The 19,612-nt window shown below is 45.2% G+C and carries 15 protein-coding genes and 5 tRNA genes; 14 read left to right on the top strand and 6 right to left on the bottom strand.

Annotated features, from left to right (window positions below):
• Nucleotides 1–10: 10 nt before the first annotated feature.
• The 6 genes from OVA33_RS03445 to OVA33_RS03420 all read right to left on the bottom strand — a co-directional run bounded on the left by OVA33_RS03445 (nt 11) and on the right by OVA33_RS03420 (nt 6,751).
• Complete coding sequence (locus tag OVA33_RS03445) at nt 11–1,924, bottom strand: glycoside hydrolase family 3 protein (RefSeq protein ID WP_017419293.1); 1,914 nt, start codon at nt 1,922–1,924, stop codon at nt 11–13.
• A gap of 46 nt (nt 1,925–1,970) precedes the next feature.
• Nucleotides 1,971–3,260 (bottom strand): penicillin binding protein PBP4B, encoded by a 1,290-nt coding sequence (pbp4b, locus tag OVA33_RS03440; RefSeq protein WP_017419294.1) that lies wholly within the window; start codon nt 3,258–3,260, stop codon nt 1,971–1,973.
• Between the two features lie 18 nt (nt 3,261–3,278).
• Complete coding sequence (locus OVA33_RS03435) at nt 3,279–4,646, bottom strand: PTS transporter subunit EIIC (protein ID WP_003156771.1); 1,368 nt, start codon at nt 4,644–4,646, stop codon at nt 3,279–3,281.
• Nucleotides 4,647–4,774: 128 nt separating this feature from the next.
• On the bottom strand, nt 4,775–5,704 hold the full coding sequence (gene murQ, locus OVA33_RS03430; RefSeq protein ID WP_003156769.1) for an N-acetylmuramic acid 6-phosphate etherase: 930 nt from the start codon (nt 5,702–5,704) through the stop codon (nt 4,775–4,777).
• A gap of 99 nt (nt 5,705–5,803) precedes the next feature.
• Nucleotides 5,804–6,280 (bottom strand): GNAT family N-acetyltransferase, encoded by a 477-nt coding sequence (locus OVA33_RS03425; protein ID WP_014304238.1) that lies wholly within the window; start codon nt 6,278–6,280, stop codon nt 5,804–5,806.
• Between the two features lie 18 nt (nt 6,281–6,298).
• Nucleotides 6,299–6,751, bottom strand: coding sequence for a 2-thiouracil desulfurase family protein (locus tag OVA33_RS03420; RefSeq protein WP_003156767.1), 453 nt, complete (start codon nt 6,749–6,751; stop codon nt 6,299–6,301).
• Between the two features lie 180 nt (nt 6,752–6,931).
• Here OVA33_RS03420 and OVA33_RS03415 point away from each other — a divergent pair.
• The 14 genes from OVA33_RS03415 to OVA33_RS03350 all read left to right on the top strand — a co-directional run bounded on the left by OVA33_RS03415 (nt 6,932) and on the right by OVA33_RS03350 (nt 19,604).
• Nucleotides 6,932–7,003: transfer RNA gene (locus OVA33_RS03415), tRNA-Glu, on the top strand.
• A 3-nt stretch (nt 7,004–7,006) separates the two neighbouring features.
• Nucleotides 7,007–7,082 (top strand) — tRNA-Val (locus tag OVA33_RS03410).
• A gap of 5 nt (nt 7,083–7,087) precedes the next feature.
• Nucleotides 7,088–7,160 (top strand) — tRNA-Thr (locus OVA33_RS03405).
• 19 nt (nt 7,161–7,179) lie between these two features.
• A tRNA-Tyr gene (locus OVA33_RS03400) sits at nt 7,180–7,264 on the top strand.
• A 4-nt stretch (nt 7,265–7,268) separates the two neighbouring features.
• Nucleotides 7,269–7,340 (top strand) — tRNA-Gln (locus OVA33_RS03395).
• 229 nt (nt 7,341–7,569) lie between these two features.
• A complete protein-coding gene (gene sigW, locus OVA33_RS03390) occupies nt 7,570–8,133 on the top strand; it encodes an RNA polymerase sigma factor SigW (protein WP_003156766.1) in 564 nt (187 codons plus the stop codon).
• Nucleotides 8,134–8,146: 13 nt separating this feature from the next.
• Nucleotides 8,147–8,773 carry an anti-sigma-W factor RsiW gene (rsiW, locus tag OVA33_RS03385; protein ID WP_128974170.1) on the top strand — a complete coding sequence of 209 codons (627 nt, stop codon included), beginning with the start codon at nt 8,147–8,149 and terminating at the stop codon, nt 8,771–8,773.
• 166 nt (nt 8,774–8,939) lie between these two features.
• Nucleotides 8,940–9,761: a diadenylate cyclase CdaA gene (gene cdaA, locus OVA33_RS03380; RefSeq protein WP_017419295.1), complete on the top strand. Its 822-nt coding sequence runs from the start codon at nt 8,940–8,942 to the stop codon at nt 9,759–9,761.
• The gene (locus OVA33_RS03375; RefSeq protein WP_017419296.1) at nt 9,754–11,193 is read left to right on the top strand and encodes a CdaA regulatory protein CdaR; all 1,440 of its coding nucleotides are present in this window, start codon (nt 9,754–9,756) and stop codon (nt 11,191–11,193) included. The genes cdaA and OVA33_RS03375 overlap by 8 nt, the downstream gene beginning before the upstream one ends.
• A 17-nt stretch (nt 11,194–11,210) precedes the next feature.
• Complete coding sequence (gene glmM, locus OVA33_RS03370) at nt 11,211–12,557, top strand: phosphoglucosamine mutase (RefSeq protein WP_007408011.1); 1,347 nt, start codon at nt 11,211–11,213, stop codon at nt 12,555–12,557.
• A gap of 431 nt (nt 12,558–12,988) precedes the next feature.
• Entirely contained in the window at nt 12,989–14,791 is a 1,803-nt protein-coding gene (gene glmS, locus OVA33_RS03365) for a glutamine--fructose-6-phosphate transaminase (isomerizing) (protein ID WP_128974171.1), read from the top strand.
• Between the two features lie 151 nt (nt 14,792–14,942).
• The gene (locus OVA33_RS03360; protein WP_048407014.1) at nt 14,943–15,782 is read left to right on the top strand and encodes a heteromeric transposase endonuclease subunit TnsA; all 840 of its coding nucleotides are present in this window, start codon (nt 14,943–14,945) and stop codon (nt 15,780–15,782) included.
• Nucleotides 15,779–17,935, top strand: coding sequence for a Mu transposase C-terminal domain-containing protein (locus OVA33_RS03355; protein ID WP_063636938.1), 2,157 nt, complete (start codon nt 15,779–15,781; stop codon nt 17,933–17,935). The genes OVA33_RS03360 and OVA33_RS03355 overlap by 4 nt, the downstream gene beginning before the upstream one ends.
• Entirely contained in the window at nt 17,910–19,604 is a 1,695-nt protein-coding gene (locus tag OVA33_RS03350; protein WP_063636937.1) for an ATP-binding protein, read from the top strand. The genes OVA33_RS03355 and OVA33_RS03350 overlap by 26 nt, the downstream gene beginning before the upstream one ends.
• Nucleotides 19,605–19,612 lie beyond the last annotated feature (8 nt).

Here is a 19,612-nt window from a genome sequence, read left to right as displayed (position 1 = left end):
GTCCTCCTGTTTAAAGCGGTTTTCCGGTCTTCAGATTGATACCGAAACCATAAGGATAGAGTGTCGTTCCCGGATGAGTGACGGAAGGAATGTCAGCGGGCAGCCTGCCTTGCGGTTTTGTCTGTCCGAATATCGCTTCAACGCCTGCCGGAATGTTTGGCTGGAGAAATTGTCCGTCTGTATATCCTTTAAAGCCGTAGACTGCGATAAGGGCTTCAGCTTCTTCAAAGTTCGCAGCGTCATATGGATTACGCAGGCTCATCAGCACAAAGGGTTTTTGGTTTGATTGTGCGGCTTTCATGACGGCCCGCGGAAATGCAGTCGTCCACTTGCCGGGATCTGTAACGGAATCATCAATCACGCCGTCGTTTACGACAGGGTCATTTTTCACGACATAGGAGCCTGTAATCACGTAATCCGCGTCGGATACCAGCTTTTTGTGCTCATCATGAAAAGTGCGTTCGGCGAAGTTCATTTTACTGATGGTTACCGGCCGGATTTTTTTCTTCTTGATGAGCTGCCGAATGGTTTGTTCCATTGATGCTGTTTGATCTTCATAAGGAGCGGCAATGAGAACGCGGCTGTTCTTTTTCGGTTTGAATGGGAGCGTGCGGTTTTTGTTTTGTAAGACGGTGACGGACCTTTCCGCGATTTGTTTTTCAGCTTTCAGGTGATTTTTGCTGCCGACGGTTTTCTTTGCTTTTGAAATCTTCTTTTTCAGATTTGTCTCTTTCGGTGCGGGATATATCCCTCTTTTTATTTTCAGGGAAATGATGCGTTTCACCGATTTGTTAATTTGCTGAAGCGGAATTTCCCCTTTTTGTACCGCCTTTTTTAAAGCGGAATGAACCCGGGCAAAGCGGTTTTCCGTTTGCAACGATGTCACTTGGGCCGGCATCAGGGCAATATCGACTCCTGCTTTTACTGCCATGACGACCGCCTCTTCTTGGCCGAAATGATCGGCTATGGCTTTCATATTTAATGCATCCGTAACGATGACGCCGTTAAATCCCATTTCCTCACGGAGAAGATGAGTCATCACTTTTTTCGAGAGTGTGGCGGGTACGAGGATGTCTGAACCGTCCAGCTTGCTTTTATAGGTTGTATCGTCAAAAGCGGGAAATTGCACATGGGCTGTCATGATCATATCAGCTCCGGCCTGAATGGCCTTCCGGAACGGATAAAGTTCAATCTGACGCAGCCTTTCTTGATTGTGGGTGACAAGCGGAAGGCCGTAGTGGCTGTCGACATCCGTGTCGCCGTGTCCCGGGAAATGTTTGACGGCGGCAGCGACATCCTGCTTTTGCTGAGCCTTCATTGAGGCAAGGCCGAGTGAAGCTGTCAGATCTCGGTCTGAACTGAACGACCTGACGCCGATGACAGGGTTTCCGGGATTATTATTGATATCGAGAACGGGAGCGAAATTCGTATTAATGCCCAGTGCTTTCAGTTCTTTCCCGATAATGGCGCCGGTCTGGGACGCGTAGGCTGTTTTTCTAGCGGCTCCGAGCGCCATATTGCCTGGGAAATGAGTGCCCTCACCAAGTCTAGTTACGATGCCGCCCTCCTGATCAATGCTTAATAATAGCGGAATGTCAGGGCTCGCCTTTTGAAAGGCATCTGTCAGGCGTACCGTTTGCTCAGTGTTTTTTACATTTTCTGCAAATAAGATAACGCCGCCGAACCGGTACTTTTGAATAAGCCCTGCGACTTCGTCATTCATTTGGGTAAGAGCCTCAGGTGATGACTGCCCCTTTTTTTGCCAATTGCGAAAATCAGGCATGAGCATCTGCCCTAATTTTTCATCTAATGTCATACGGGATACCGCTTGTTCCGCCTGTGACGGAATGTCCGGTTTTGTCGATGCATGATGCGTGCCGAAAACAATGAACAACATTAATACAGCTGAGATGACAAGTTTCATGATGGTGCCCTCCTGCCGTCATAGTTTGGACAAAAGACATGGGTTGTCATTCAATGGCTTCATAAATCGCTTTTATGACGCTGCCGTAGCTTCCGGTCGGGAAAAGATCCCCTTCAAAAACATTCGGGTTTTCACCGGGGCTGACGACGGGGGAATGCTTTTTATTGGTCAAAAGTGCGATCCCCAGCTTATAAGCGGGATCAATAATCGTGATGGTGCCGGTCCATCCCGTATGGCCGTATGCCTGCCTGCTTGCATAAGGTCCGAACATCCACTCCATATCCGGGCTGCCGTTTTTCCGCCAGCCGAGAGCGAATGTCGGATCAGAGGATGCCGCGGTTGTGAACAAATCGGCCGTTCTTTTATTGAAGAGAGAAACATGTTTATAACTGCCGCCGTTCAGTATGACTTGAAGGAGGACGGCCATATCATCAGCTCTGGAAAACAGCCCGGCGTGACCGGACACCCCTCCCATTGAGTAAAATGCTTTTTCATCGTGAACTTCCCCCTGCAGCGTATACGTCCTGATGTGAGGGAAATGGATGACTCCGTCACGTGTGTTGCCTAAACGTTCAGTAGCTGCGAATGCTTTTTCTTTGAAACCTTTTTGCAGCGGATTGAACAGTGTGTGCGTCAGTTTCAGCGGTTTGTACAGTTCTTGTTCCGCATAGGTATCAAGGGTTTTCCCGGTTATGTTTTCAATAAGGCAGCCGAGAAGCATGTAACCGATATCGCTGTATACGTGTTTTGTTCCCGGCTTGTATTCAAGCGGGATTTGGGTGAGAAAACGGATCGTTTTATCCCGTTCTTGTGAATATAAAGGGCCTGCGGTGTCCGGCTGATAGAAATAAAAGCTTGCCGGCAGACCGGATTGATGCTGGAGCACATCGATGACGCGTATGCGGTCTTTTCCTTGAATCGGATCGCTTTTTCTGTCTTTGAAATCAGGAAGGTAAGCCGAGACTTTTTGATACACATCAAGCTTTCCCTGGCTGACGAGTCGCTGTAGTGCAAAATTGGCCGCGTACATTTTTGTATTGGAAGCTAAATCAAACATGGTTGATGTTTTCATTTTTTTCGGACGGGATAAAAGGGTGTTCCCGTCATATTTTTTGCTGTAGCCGAATGCTTTCTTTTTGATCACCCGTCCGTCCTTTACGACGACGAGGACGGCTCCGGGGAATCCTGCTGCGATGTCTTTTTCAATCATTTGATCAACCTTTCTGAGCTTTGCTGCGTCGTATAATTTGGATTGGGCTTCGGCTTCGGCTTTGTGCTGCGGCAGAAAAGAGAGGCTGATGACCATTGTGAGTACGGCGGCTGTCAGTGTTTTCATATTCTGATCCCTCCCGGTTTATTCAAATTCAGCAGCCATGTCATCCTTAAATCCGAACGCATAAGTGAAGACAAAGCCCGCCGCGTAAGAGATGAAGAGACCGATGATATACAAAACGATTTGAGCCGGCTGTACGAGAAACGAGAGCGGAAGGCCGGAGACACCGATTGAAAAAGTAGCCACTTGAAAATGGGCTTGAAAAGCGCCGCCGATTCCCGCCCCTAAACACGCTGTCAAAAACGGCCGGCCGAGCGGGAGCGTGACGCCGAAGATGAGCGGCTCTCCGATTCCGAGCAGACCGGATGGAAGTCCGCCGCCGATCGCTCTTTTTAATGAGGCTTTTTTTGTTTTCATAAAGATGGCGAAGGCCGCGCCTACTTGACCCGCGCCTCCCATCGCGAGAATCGGAAGAAGCGGGTCATCTCCGATTGATCGGATTAATTCCAAATGTACGGGAGTCAAGCCCTGATGCAGGCCGGTGACGACAAGCGGCAGGAAGGCGGCTCCCAGTACAAACCCTGAGAGCACTCCCCCGACATTCAGCAGCGACAATAAACCTGATGTAATCAGATCAGAAATAAAACCGCCTGCAGGGATAAAAACGACATATGTCACCAGCCCGGTGATAAGTAAAGACAATGTAGGCGTGACGATAATGTCGATGGATTGATGGACGTACTTTCTGATAAACCGTTCGGTATAAGCGATAAAAACCGCCGCGAAAAGAACGCCGATTAATCCTCCCCTGCCAGGGAGCAGATTCTCTCCGAACAAACTGATATTGGCGATCTCAGGGTTAAGGATCAATATGCCCGCAAGGCCGCCCATCGCGGGTGTCCCGCCGAATTCCTTCGCCGCATTGATGCCGACAAGGACGCCGAGGTAAGCGAACAAGCCTGAACCGATAACCGTTAAAATAAGTGCGATTTGGGATTCTTTCGGGAGCCAGCCGGCCTGAATGACGGCTTTCGTAATACCGGTGATTAAACCTGATGCAATGAGTGCGGGAATAAGGGGAATGAAGATGCTTGATATTTTTCTCAGAAACAATTTGATGGGTGTGGTGTTTTTTCTGTTGAGATCGGCTTTTTTCCGTGAGGCGGCTTCTTTTAAATCAATGTTTTTTCCGGATGGCATAAGTTTTGCGAAAGCGTCGGCGACATGATTGACGACACCCGTGCCGAGAATGATCTGCAGTGTTTCAGCTTCGACGACGCCTATTACCCCGTCAAGCCGTTTCAGCGCCTCAATATCCGTTTTGTCCCGATCTAAAGGTGTAATCCTCAGGCGTGTCATACAGTGGGTAAAGCCTGAAATATTCGATGAACCGCCGCAATTGTCCAGGATATCTTTGGCCAGTGACTGATAAAATGCCTCTTTGCTCATGGAGATCCTCCTTTTTCCGTACGATTTTTCCCGGGGAGCTATGCCTGAAACGCATCCTAAAAGCGCCTGCGCCGAACATGAAAACGGCGCGGGCTCGTAAAAGCACATTATTTTTCACCAAAGAACGATCAGCGTTCTTTTTCTCTTGAAACGTGCTGTTCAATGGCTTTATCAATGAATCCTTCTGATTCTTTGAGCAGTGCCTTCGCGTGTGTTTCGTCCGAATTCGTCTTCAGCATGACGATTGCCGTTTTGACATGGCTGTCTGCGGCCTCAAGCGTTTCTTTTGCCTTGTCGTACGGAACGCCCGTGATGCTTTGGATAATGCCGATTGCGCGTTCTTTCAATTTTTCGTTGCTGACATGAACGTCCACCATTAAATTTTCGTACACTTTGCCGCTTTTAATCATCACGGCCGTGGAAATCATGTTCAGAATCATTTTATGTGCCGTCGCGGCTTTCATTCGTGTTGACCCTGTAATCACTTCGGGGCCGACAATGACTTCAATGCTGTGATCGGCAAAGGTGCTGATCAATGAGTCCTTATTGCATGTGAGCGCGACGGTTTTGGCGCCGATTGTTTTTGCATATTTCAGCGCACCGGCCGCATACGGCGTGCGCCCGCTTGCCGCGATGGCGATCACGGTGTCTTCTGCGGTAAGCCCGATCGTTTTGAGATCGAGAGCGCCGGTTTCCTCGCTGTCTTCTATACCTTCAGCCGCTTGCAAAAAGGCGTCTGCCCCTCCGGCCATCAGACCGATGACGGTGTCGGGGCTTACGCTGTATGTAGGCGGGCATTCAACCGCATCCAGTACACCGAGTCTGCCGCTTGTGCCCGCTCCCGCATAAATCAGCCTGCCGTTTCGCCGTAAGGACTGATGGGCGAATTGAACGGCAATCTGAATATCGGGCAGCACCTGCTGAACGGCTTCAGCCACTTTGAAATCCTCTTCGTTAATGATGCGGAGAATTTCCATCGTGTCAGCCTGATGGATTGAAGCGGTCTGCGGATTTCTGGTTTCTGTGGTCAATCTGTGAATGTTAAGCCGGTCTGTCATGATCGTACCCTCCCAAGTCGTTAATACTTGAAGTATATGGGCATCTGAATAGATGTTTCAAGAAAAATCGGCAGGGTTGAGATGAATAATCAAGCGCTTTCACAAAAAATGATGCAGAATGTGCTGTTCACCGATCGGGCCGATCCTGCGCCGCCCTTTGTCAATAAAACCGGAAGACCGGTACAGGTTCTTTGCACGTTGATTGCGATGGTTTACAGCAAGCACGATTTCATCACACCAAGGAAAGTAATTTGCGACAAAAGCGGGGAGCTGCAGCATCGCTTGTTTGGCATAACCTTTTCCCTGATGCGGCGCATGTAATGACAGCGCACTCAGCAAAATGGCAGACACATTGTTCGAATACGGGGCAATGGTTTCTTTTGAGGTATGTAAAATAAAAAAACCGACGGGACGGTCTTCTTTTAAAATGACTGTCGGGTAGCGATCCCGGATGACAAGCGCCTGCGGCAGGACATCTATCGGCAGAGCTGTGAACTTTTTATCTTCTTCACTCAGCACAAACCCGTTCAGCCCGTCTGCATGCTCCGGTTTATAAAAGGACAGGGCTACATCCATGATATCTACTCTCCTTTTTTATAATTGATCCAATTCATCTTCTGATAGAACACGGCAGCCTGCCCGTTTTAAAAGAGCGGAAGTGATGCCGTCTCCGAGTATTTTTTTTCCTGAGAAAGTGCCGTCATAGATAAAGCTGCTGCCGCAGGACGGACTGTTTTCTTTAAGGATGACCGTTGCGGCGCCTATTTCTTTTGCGTATGCTAACGTTTTTTCCGCGCCGTCCATATATAAAGCTGTAACGTCTTCGCCTGATGCCGTTACGATTCTTGCCGTTCCGTTCAGCACGTCTTCACCCGTGCCGCCGATGATTTCCGCCGGTTCGCGGGGAGTAGTGAAGCCGCCCAAAAGTTCGGGGCAGACCATAACAGCTTTCTTTTCTTCTACGAGTCTGCGGATTTTTTCCGAAGCGGCGTGAGAGCCGTTATACCTGCATTCGATACCGCCGAGACAAGAGCTGACTAAGATCATCTGTGTCCATTCCCTTCAATATTTTGATACTTTCATCATAAATGAAATAAGAGAGGAGGGATGAGTTTTTCAGTTAAAAAACGGGTAAAAAAGTTTGAAAATAAAAAAAATAATTTTTCTCTTTACAAATGGGGTACAACCTGTATATAATAACTTTTGTCAGCTCGACGCGGACACAACGGCCCGTTGGTCAAGCGGTTAAGACACCGCCCTTTCACGGCGGTAACACGGGTTCGAATCCCGTACGGGTCATATGGAGGATTAGCTCAGCTGGGAGAGCATCTGCCTTACAAGCAGAGGGTCGGCGGTTCGAGCCCGTCATCCTCCACCATATTTGCCGGCCTAGCTCAATTGGTAGAGCAACTGACTTGTAATCAGTAGGTTGGGGGTTCAAGTCCTCTGGCCGGCACTGTTTTTTAAAAAAATACGGAGGGGTAGCGAAGTGGCTAAACGCGGCGGACTGTAAATCCGCTCCCTCAGGGTTCGGCAGTTCGAATCTGCCCCCCTCCACCATTTTTGGGCTATAGCCAAGCGGTAAGGCAACGGACTTTGACTCCGTCATGCGTTGGTTCGAATCCAGCTAGCCCAGTATCAGACACCTTTTGCATAAAGGTGTCTTTTTTTATCAGCATTTTGTTTCGATTTCTGATTGTTCATCAGATATACTATTTTTAAGCTGCTGTTAAGGCAGTATATTCTGTATTTTCCATCTACACCCTGCCTGAAATTTGGTAAAATAAATGTAATAAAAAAATGAAACCTTTTAAAACAATCAACGTATAGATACAGACCGGTGAAGGGCAGAGGTAAGATAAAACATGGAAAACCTGATTAAAAAAAGAATCAAGCAAGTCAAAAAAGGCGATCAAAATGCGTTTGCAGAAATCGTTGACCTTTATAAAGATAAGATTTACCAGCTTTGCTACCGCATGCTCGGCAATGTTCACGAAGCGGAAGATATTGCGCAGGAAGCTTTTATCAGAGCGTATGTCAATATCGACAGTTTCGATATCAACAGAAAGTTTTCAACGTGGCTTTACAGAATTGCGACCAACCTGACCATTGACCGCATCCGCAAGAAAAAGCCTGATTACTATCTGGACGCAGAAGTAGCGGGAGCAGAAGGGCTGACGATGTATTCGCAGATCGCCGCGGACGGGGTTCTCCCTGAAGACGCCGTATTGTCATTGGAGCTGTCGGACACAATTCAGAAAAAGATTTTAAAGCTGCCGGACAAGTACAGAACGGTTATTGTATTAAAGTATATTGACGAACTCTCTTTAATTGAAATCGGGGAGATTCTGAATATCCCTGTCGGCACCGTCAAGACAAGGATACACAGAGGCAGAGAGGCTCTTAGAAAACAATTGAGGGATCTTTAAGTGGGGTGATGAAATGAGCTGTCCTGAACAGATTGTGCAGCTTATGCATAAGCATCTTGATGGAGATATCCTTCCTGAAGATGAAAACGTATTAAAACAACATTTGCAGTCATGCGGGAATTGCAAACGGCATTTTCATGAAATGGAGAAATCCGTAGCACTCGTCCGAAGCACATCGCATGTCACGGCCCCTGCTGATTTTACTGCCAAAGTTATGGCGAATCTTCCAAAAGAGAAAAAACGCGCTTCTGTAAAACGATGGATCAAAACTCATCCGATGATTGCAGCCGCAGCGGTTTTTGTGATTTTAATGGGCGGCGGTTTTTTCAACAGCTGGCATAATGACCACAATTTCAGTGTGTCCAAACAGCCGAACCTTGTCGTGCAGAATCACACGGTCACCGTCCCTGAAGGCGAGACCGTAAAGGGCGATGTCACAGTAAAAAACGGCAAGCTGTTCATTGAAGGAAAAGTCGACGGCAATGTGACCGTCGTCAACGGAGAAAAATACATGGCCTCAGCCGGACAAGTCACCGGGCAGATTGAAGAGATTAACCAATTGTTTGACTGGGTCTGGTACGAACTGAAATTGGCGGGCCAGGGCGTCGTAAGCGCTTTGGACCCGAATGAAGATGAGTAAAGCGTATAATCGCTTTACTCTTTTTTTGTGCATCGCCGTGCCGGCCCATTTCACTTGAGAAATCAAAATGTGGTATAATGAGCACGCTATATGATGTACATATTGCTCATGCAGCACAATTCATAACGGAAAAAACGAAATGACTGAATTCTTGGAGGACGAGGAAATGGCTTTTGAGGACATCCCATTTTTGCAATACCTCGGCAATGCCGTTGATATTCTCCTTGTTTGGTATGTGATATATAAATTAATCATGGTCATACGCGGGACGAAGGCGGTTCAGCTTTTAAAAGGAATCGTCGTCATCGTATTGGTCCGGATGGCCAGTTCATATTTGGGACTCAGCACGCTTCAGTGGCTGATGGACCAAGCGATAACATGGGGATTTTTAGCGATCATCATTATATTCCAGCCTGAGCTGAGACGGGCGCTTGAACAGCTCGGACGGGGCCGGTTCTTTTCCAGGAGCGGAACCCCCGTGGAGGAAGCGCAGCATAAGACAATTGAAGCGATTACAAAATCGATCAGCTACATGGCGAAACGCCGCATCGGCGCACTCATCGCCATTGAGCGCGATACGGGAATGGGCGATTATATTGAGACGGGCATCCCGCTTAATGCGCAGGTCAGCTCGGAGCTTTTGATTAATATCTTCATCCCGAATACACCGCTGCATGATGGAGCGGTCATTATGAAAAATAACGAGATTGCGGCGGCAGCCTGTTATCTGCCGCTTTCTGAAAGCCCGTTTATTTCAAAGGAGCTGGGGACGCGTCACAGAGCGGCTGTCGGCATCAGTGAAGTGACGGACAGCTTAACCATTATTGTATCTGAAGAGACGGGCGCCATCAGTGTGGCCAAAAACGGAGACCTTCACAGAGAATTGACGGAAGAAGAACTGAAAGAAATGCTTGAAGCCGAGTTTAAGAAGAACGCCAGAGACACTTCTTCTAACCGCTGGTACTGGAGGGGCAAGAAAAATGGATAAATTCTTAAACAACCGCTGGGCTGTAAAGATCATTGCATTGCTCTTGGCGCTGCTGCTTTACGTTGCGGTTAACAACAACCAGGCGCCGACTCCGAAAAAGCCGGGGGAATCCTTTTTTCCGACATCAACGACTGACGAGGCTACGCTTACTGATATTCCTGTAAAAGCATACTATGATGAAGCGAACTATGTCGTCACCGGTGTGCCCCAGACCGTAAATGTCACGATTAAAGGCTCGACAAGCGCGGTGAAAAAGGCGAGACAGACGAAGAATTTTGAGATATACGCCGATATGAATAAGCTGAAGACCGGGACTCATAAGGTCGAATTGAAAGCGAAAAACGTATCGGACGGACTGACGATCTCCATTAACCCGTCAGTCACGACGGTTACGATTCAGGAAAAAACGGCTGAGAGTTTTCCCGTGGAAGTTGAATACTACAATAAAAGCAAAATGAAAAAGGGATACACCCCTCAGCAGCCGATTATCAGCCCGAAAAACGTGCAGATTACAGGTTCGAAAAATGTGATTGATAACATTTCACTTGTAAAAGCATCCGTGAACCTTGAAAATGCAAATGAGACCATTGAAAAGGAAGTGAAGGTGACCGTCTATGACAAAGACGGCAACGCACTTCCTGTTGATGTTGAACCGTCAGTCATTAAAGTGACGGTTCCCGTAGCCAGTCCGAGCAAAAAGCTTCCTTTCAAAATCGAAAGGAAGGGAAGTCTTCCGGACGGGGTGAGCGTTGCGAGCATTGACTCGAATCCGAGTGAGGTGACGGTTTACGGCCCGCAGGATGTGCTGGATTCACTGGAATTTATTGACGGCGTATCTCTTGATTTAGGCAAAATTGATAAAGATACCGATATCAATGCCGATATCCCGCTTCCTAAGGGTGTCACTAAGGTATCACCGGAAAAAATCACGCTTCATGTTAAAGTGGACAGTGAAGACAAAAAGGATTTTGACAATGTCGGAATCAAGACGGTCGGACTGGGAGGCTCACAGCAGATTGAGTTTCTCGATCCTGAATCGCAGGCGATAAATATTACGGCCAAAGGCTCTCCCGCCAACATTAAGGCGTTGAAAAAGTCAGACATTGAACTGTATGCCAATGTCTCGGACTTGGATGACGGAGAGCACTCTGTAAAGCTTGAAGTAAACGGCCCGCAAAACGTCACATGGTCCCTGTCAAAAGACACGGTTAAGATCAAGCTGACTTCTAAGAAAAACACACGTTCAAATAAAAATAACGGCGGTTCCGCTGATTCCGGCAATAAGAACGGCACAAGCGGAGACGCAGACAAAGACAAGAACAAGAACCGGGAAGACGACACTGACAGCGATCAGAATAAAAGTCAAAACCAGGATCAAAATCAAGACCAGGATGAAGACGGATCAAGCGCTGATTCTTCTTCAACAGAATGAAAAAGGAGCGATACAAAATGGGCAAGTATTTTGGAACAGATGGTGTAAGAGGTGTTGCCAACAGCGAGCTTACGCCAGAGCTGGCCTTTAAAGTTGGGCGTTTTGGCGGTTATGTCCTGACCAAAGATAAGCAGCGCCCGAAAGTGCTGATCGGCCGTGATACACGTATCTCCGGACATATGCTGGAGGGAGCCCTTGTCGCCGGACTTTTATCGATCGGAGCTGAAGTGATGCGCCTCGGCGTTATTTCTACGCCGGGGGTATCCTATTTAACGAAAGCCATGGATGCTGAGGCGGGCGTCATGATCTCCGCTTCTCACAACCCCGTACAGGATAACGGGATTAAATTTTTCGGAGGGGACGGCTTTAAGCTTTCTGATGAGCAGGAGGCCGAGATTGAACGTCTTATGGATGAACCGGAAGATAAGCTGCCGAGACCGACAGGCGCGGACCTCGGGCTTGTGAACGATTATTTTGAAGGCGTTCAAAAGTATCTGCAATTTTTAAAGCAGACGGCGGACGAAGATTTCACAGGCATTCATGTAGCGCTTGACTGCGCCCATGGTGCGACATCTTCCATTGCGACGCACCTTTTTGCCGATCTCGATGCTGACGTATCTACAATGGGGACGTCTCCGAACGGATTAAACATTAATGATGGCGTCGGTTCTACACACCCGGAAGCGCTGAGTGCTTTCGTCAAAGAAAAAAACGCCGATATAGGCCTTGCGTTTGACGGAGACGGCGACCGCCTCATTGCCGTCGATGAAAAAGGAAACATCGTCGACGGTGATCAGATTATGTACATATGCGCGAAGTATTTGAAATCAGAAGGCCGTCTGAAGGATGATACCGTCGTATCAACCGTGATGAGCAACCTCGGTTTCTACAAAGCGCTTGAAAAAGAAGAAATCAAAAGCGTTCAAACGGCAGTCGGCGACCGCTATGTCGTAGAAGCGATGAAAAAAGACGGCTATAATGTCGGCGGCGAGCAGTCGGGGCACCTTATTTTCCTTGATTACAACACTACCGGCGACGGTCTCTTGTCCGCGATCATGCTTGTAAATACGCTGAAGGCGTCCGGCAAAACCCTTTCAGAACTTGCGGATGAAATGAAAAAATTCCCGCAGCTCTTAGTGAATGTGAAAGTGACGGATAAATATAAGGTAGAAGAAAACGCTAAGGTGAAGGCCGTTATTTCTGAAGTGGAAAAAGAAATGAACGGAGACGGCCGGATTTTAGTGCGCCCGTCAGGCACCGAACCGCTCGTCCGCGTGATGGCCGAAGCGAGAACAAAAGAGCTTTGTGACGAATATGTCACAAAAATCGTGGATGTCGTGCGGACAGAAATGGGAGCGGAGTAGCGAAGTTTATAAGCAGAGAGCGAACAAGACAAGTGCGATCAGCATAATATGATAGTAAACATGATGCCGGGGCGGCAAAAAATAATTGACCGTCCTTGGCACATGCTGTAAAATCAAGCTTGTTCAGCCTTTGTTTTTCACTTGCAGGAAAGGCGGGATTGTTTGCATCTTTTATAATTACAGCGCCCGAACTAAGCGCCCGAAAAACGGCTTAGTTGACGAGGATGGAGGTTATCGAATTTTCGGCGGATGCCTCCCGGCTGATTCATTTAGATCACAGCCGTAAGGATTTCTTCAAACCGGAGGGGCGACTCTCCGAACAAAGAGAAATCACATGATCTTCCAAAAAAACATGTGGGAGGGGACGATTGAAAGTCCCCTTGTAATTTGACTTTCTTCGTCTCCTTTTACACCTTTAGGAGGAAGAAAATATGTGTGGAATTGTAGGTTACATCGGTCAGCTTGATGCGAAAGAGATTTTGTTAAAAGGATTAGAGAAGCTGGAGTACCGCGGCTATGACTCTGCCGGTATCGCTGTGGCGAATGAGCAGGGCGTGCATGTGTACAAAGAAAAAGGCCGCATCGCCGACCTTCGTGAAGTGGTGGATCACACGGTTGAATCTCAAGCGGGAATCGGCCATACACGCTGGGCGACTCACGGCGAACCAAGCTTCCTGAACGCTCACCCGCATCAAAGCGCACTCGGCCGCTTTACACTTGTTCATAACGGTGTGATCGAGAACTATGTTCAGCTGAAGCGCGAGTATCTTGAAAACGTTGAACTGAAAAGCGACACGGACACTGAAGTAGTCGTTCAAATGATTGAGCAATTTGTGGCGGGAGGACTCAGCACAGAAGAAGCGTTCCGTAAAACACTGACTCTGTTAAAAGGCTCTTACGCAATTGCATTATTTGACGGTGAAAACACAGACACCATTTACGTTGCAAAAAACAAAAGCCCTCTGTTAATCGGCCTTGGAGATACGTTTAACGTCGTGGCATCTGACGCGATGGCTATGCTTCAAGTAACGAATGAATACGTTGAGCTTTTGGACAAAGAAATGGTGATCGTGACAAAAGACGAAGCCGTGATTAAAAACCTTGACGGTGAAGTCATGACACGTGCGTCTTATATCGCTGAGCTTGACGCCAGTGATATCGAAAAAGGCACATACCCTCACTACATGTTAAAAGAAACGGATGAGCAGCCGCTTGTTATGCGCAAAATCATCCAAACGTATCAGGACGAAAACGGCAGACTGGCCGTGGCGGGCGATGTCGCTGACGCCGTGGCGGAAGCGGACCGCATTTATATCGTGGCTTGCGGAACGAGCTACCACGCCGGTCTTGTCGGGAAACAATATATTGAAATGTGGGCAAACGTACCGGTTGAAGTGCATGTAGCGAGTGAATTCTCTTACAACATGCCGCTTCTGTCTAAGAAGCCGCTCTTTATCTTCCTTTCTCAAAGCGGAGAAACAGCGGACAGCCGCGCCGTGCTTGTTCAAGTCAAAGCGCTGGGTCACAAAGCGCTGACGATTACAAACGTTCCGGGATCAACGCTTTCCCGTGAAGCGGATCACACATTGCTTCTGCACGCAGGTCCTGAGATCGCCGTGGCATCAACAAAAGCGTATACGGCTCAGATTGCCGTCCTCGCGATCCTTGCGTCCGTTGCAGCAGAACGCAACGGCGTTGATATCGGTTTTGATTTAGTCAAAGAATTAGGTATCGCGGCAAATGCCATGGAAGCTCTCTGCGACCAGAAGGACGAAATGGAAATGATCGCGCGTGAGTACCTGACTGTTTCAAGAAACGCTTTCTTCATCGGCCGCGGCCTTGACTACTTCGTATGTGTCGAAGGCGCCCTGAAGCTGAAAGAGATTTCTTACATCCAGGCGGAAGGCTTCGCCGGCGGCGAGCTGAAGCATGGAACAATCGCTCTGATTGAAGAAGGAACACCGGTCTTTGCCCTTGCGACACAAGAACACGTCAACCTGAGCATCCGCGGAAACGTGAAGGAAGTCGCAGCCCGCGGCGCCAACACTTGCATCATCTCGCTGAAAGGCTTAGAAGACGCAGACGACAGATACATCCTGCCGGAAGTCAACCCTGCGCTTGCTCCGCTGGTTTCTGTTGTGCCATTGCAGCTGATCGCTTACTACGCTGCACTGCACCGCGGCTGTGACGTTGATAAACCGCGCAACCTTGCGAAGAGTGTTACGGTGGAATAATATATTTAACCCCTTTGGTTATTAGTGTGAATTTAAAATAAAGTCGCGATGTTTATAAAAAAGATGCGATGTTTAAAATAAAGTCGCGACGTTTATAAAAAAGTTGCGAAGCTTTGCCCCTTTGGATATGATTATCTAAAGGGGTGTTTTTGTGTCGAAAAGAAAAAGAACATCTAAAATTGATAAGTGGATTAAAGAGGGTCGAGGAACTGGCAGTGGGGCAGATTATCAGCCTTGGCTTAAAATTCAAGATGTTTCCTCATTAGGTCGGTCAACAAGATTAAAAGGTATAAAAACCGGCAGACAACATGAGTTTTTATCGGATTTGGAACGAAACTACTTTTATTTAACTGAATTTTCTGATGTTATTTTAGATATTCGTGAACAATTTCCTTTATTACCACAAGAAGAGACGTTTGCCATTGCTGAAGAGCTTGGGATTAAACACCCAGCTGATCCAAAAACAGGTGATCCAATTGTTATGACAACGGACTTTTTATTAACAGTTGATAAAGGACAAGGTGTATTTGAAGTCGCTCATACTATCAAAATGAAAGATAAGCTGTTAGAAGAACGTGTGTTAGAGAAGTTTGAAATTGAAAGGGAATATTGGAAGCGTAGAAGCATTAATTGGGCAACTGTAACAGAGGAAGAAATTCATAAGACAATGGCTAGAAATATTAGTTATATCCATGATTATTTTGATATTCGTAGCTATGATGTTTATCAAGAAATGGATGACCAACATATTGAGGATTTATCCATGTCTCTTATGAATCGCCTATTGAATAATTCACGAAGTATCCGTGAAATTACTAATGGGTTTGATGCAGATACACACTTGCCTTTTGGAAGTGGTGTTACACTATTTTATCACTTGCTTGCTAGAAAAATTGTAGTCATTGATATGCAAAAGCCGATTGATTTAGAGCAAACAATTGATATTAAGTGTATTGATGAAGGTAATTTAGAGAAGGTGAAATACGGATGATTTATATTAATCAAGTATTTCAATATGTAATCGATTCGAAAAGGATTCGGGTAATTTATATTAAAGAACCACATGTCTATATTGTTAATATTGACACGAGTAGTGCTATGCCGCAGAGGGAGCTATATTCCAACCTAATTACAGATATGAATCAAGGAGAGCTACTTGCGATTAGTGATCCTTATGCAAAAGTGATTTATGAAAATGATTTAACAGAAGTGCAAATTCGTAAGCGTGAAGAAGATTGGGAAACTATACAAAAATACTGTGTTCCGAATATGCAAGATTTGCTCTACAAAAGAGGAAGAGAAAATAAAATTCGCGAAATCGTTCGGGACAGCAACTTAGGCAAGACAAAGGTTAAAAAGTTACTAACTCGCTATTGGCAACGAGGTATGACCAAAAATGCCATGTTACCTGACTACTCTAATTCGGGTGGTAAAGGAAGAGCGAAGGCTCTAACAAATGCGAAAGTGGGTCGTCCTAGAAAGATAAACATAAATAATGAATATCAAACCGGTATTAACATTACTGACGAGGTAAAGGTCCAAATTGAGCACGTTATCAACAAGTACTACAGGAAAAAGAATAATTACTCTTTAAGAGATGTTTATAATTTCATGCTGCGTGACTTTTACTCTGATCGCTATAAGGAAAATGGTGAGCTAAAGTACCGTATTTGGGAGGCCACTCGAATTCCCTCGTACCATCAGTTTTACTACTGGTTTAAAAAGCTTGAAGACCCGAAAAAGGATATTCAGTTCCGTAAAAGTACAAAGGAATATGAATTGAAACATCGTCCGATTTTAAGTGATTCCAAATCAGAAACAAATGGTCCGGGTACAAGATTTCAATTTGACGCAACCATTGCAGATATTTATTTAGTTAGTTCACTTGACGTAAATAAAGTAATTGGGCGACCAGTTATTTATGCAGTACTTGATGTGTATTCACGTATTATTACAGGTCTTTATGTTGGACTAGAAGGTCCATCATGGATCGGTGCAATGATGGCTTTAGATAATATGGTTGCTGACAAAGTAGGGTTCTGTAAGCAATATGGAATTAATATTACACCTGAGCAATGGCCAACACATCATTTGCCTGAAATTATTATCGCCGACCGGGGTGAGTTTGAAGGCTATTCTGTAGAGAATTTAATTAACAATCTTAATATTAAAATTGAGAATACTACAGCTTATCGTGGAGATTTGAAAGGGATTGTTGAAAGGAAATTCCGTACGTTTAATGGGAAGGTAAAGCAAAAAGCTCCCGGAGCAATTCAAAAGGAATATAGAGAACGTGGAGATCAGGATTATCGCTTAAATGCTACGCTGAATTTAAGGGAATTTACATCTCTAATTATTACAATGGCGCTTCATCATAACCAAAAGGTCATTGATAAATATCCTGTTGAAAAAGAAATGGTGGCTGATGGACTAGTGCCAACTCCGATTAACTTATGGAATTGGGGTATTCAAAATCGTAAAGGAAGGTTAAGAACAGTTGATCGAAATATTCTTCGTCTGAACGTGCTTCCACGTGGGAAAGCGACAATTTCAAGAGCTGGAATTAAGTTTAAAAATCTTCTTTATGGTTCTCGTCAAGCTATTGAAGAGCAATGGTATTTAAAGTTGAAAAATAGAAGTCTAGAAATCGTTTATGATCCACGACATATTGAAAAAATCTATATTCCCCACGATAACGGAATAGATTTTGAGACGTGTATTTTATTAGAGCCTAGTCAGCAATATAAAGGTGACTTCTTGGAGGAAATTGTCTTTCAGCAACATCTTCGGAATGAACTAGAAGAAATGGAACGAACAAATCAAATTCAGCTTACGGTAAATACTGATGCAGCATTGGAAGAGATTATAAAAAAAGCCGTGAAGAACAAAAAAGAATCTTTCAATCAGCCAACTAGTAAGAAAGCTAAAATAGCAGCTATTCGTGAAAATAAGGATGTTGAAAAACAGTTAAATCGTGAAGCTGAAAAGTTTGATTTATTACCTAATAAGGCTAGTGAATCAGCTGACGTAATCGACTTTGTTACAAAAGAGAAGATTGATGAAACACCACCTAAGAAACCAGGCTCACGTCTTATGGAAAAACTAAAGAAGAAGCGAGATGAGGAATTTGGGAAAGACAAATGACATGGTTGTCTTAAAAGGGGATTTTGAGAAAGCTGTCTATAAGGAGCAACTTTTAAATGAATATACCAATAATCCTTTCATCGAAGCTCTTCCACCTATATTTAATGAGGATGATGTGCTAGAGCGATTTATGGTGACTCCACGAATTAGTGAGCAAGATAAGTTAAGTGAAACGAATATTCGTTATCACGTCTTAAAACGTGTAAGGAATTTTATCCAGCCGTTACCGATTCATTTCGAGGTAGAACGTCGATTGTCTACATTGATTCGAAGAGGTTACTTGGCGCGAAATCCATTAGATAGAACATTTCTAGAGCGTGTTCGGGTGTTGCATGAATTGCGTGAAGAAGAGGAAACAGCTCACAAATATATAGATGAACGACTAAATTATATTCGTTCAACTGCCGATAGCTTATCCATTATCGGTATTTCAGGAATTGGTAAAACAACAGCAATTGAACGTCTTTTGCTTATGTATCCACAAGTGATCAAGCATGAAGAATACAAAGGACAACCGTTTAATCGAACTCAAATTGTTTGGCTTAAAATTGACTGCCCGTATGATGGAAGTTTATCTACACTTTGCAAAAGCTTTTTCAAAGCAATTGATGATTTACTAGGCACTCGATATTTAGAAAAGTACGGTTATTTGAACCGTGTGACATCGACAATGTTATTGCACATGACATCGTTAGCAAGTATGTACGGCATCGGTGTTCTAGTAATTGATGAAATCCAGCACTTACTACATTCCAAAAATGAACAGGAAGAAATGTTGAATTTTTTTGTAACACTGTCTAATACAGTTGGTATTCCTACGGTTTTAATCGGAACTTCTAAAGCACAAAAACTATTCAAAGGAAACTTCAGACAAGCAAGACGGGCAGCGAGTGATGGAGCTATTATTTGGGATCGTATGGACGAAAATAGTGAAGAGTGGGAGTTTTTCCTAGAGACACTTTGGGAATTACAGTGTTTAAAAACCCATTCTGAGCTTACAGAGGAGACAAAGAAGGCATTTTATTATGAATGCCAAGGGATTACTGCTGTTGCCGTGAACCTATTTATTCTAGCGCAAGAACGAGTATTATTTGATGAGGACAACCCGGCTGAAATCATTACACCACAAGTATTAAAAAAGACTGCTAGGGAAGATATGCAAACGATTCAACCAATGATGACAGCTATTCGGACGAACAATTTTGCCGATATGATGAAATATGAAGATATTATGATTAACTTGGATGAAGTCATGCTGAATCACAAGCGAAATACTGAAATGACAGGACGTATTCAAGAAGCATTTAAAGAGCGCCAAAATACAATCGAGTATAAACGTCAAGACATGATTGGGAACTTAAGTGTTGAAGTGGCAGCCCTTGGTATTTTTGATAGTTTGAAAGAAAACGATATTAAAAAGCTCGCACAAAAAATAGTTGAGGAAAATCCACTTGATACTGAATTTCATCAACTTAAATCAGATGTGATTCAGCAGGCGATTGCATTAAATCAACAAAAGAAAGATCAAAAAGCAAAGGCAAAAGCAAAAAATGCAGAGATTCTACCATTGCTAAAGCTAAGAAAGCAAGCGTTAGACAAAAAGCAACACCCCTATGAATTATTAAAAGCAAATGGATACATTAAAAATCCTTTGGAGGAATTCTACTAGGAGGGAAC

Source organism: Bacillus sp. KICET-1 (assembly GCF_027721405.1).
Lineage (GTDB): Bacteria > Bacillota > Bacilli > Bacillales > Bacillaceae > Bacillus > Bacillus velezensis.
This window is presented reverse-complemented; position numbering and strand designations above follow the sequence as displayed.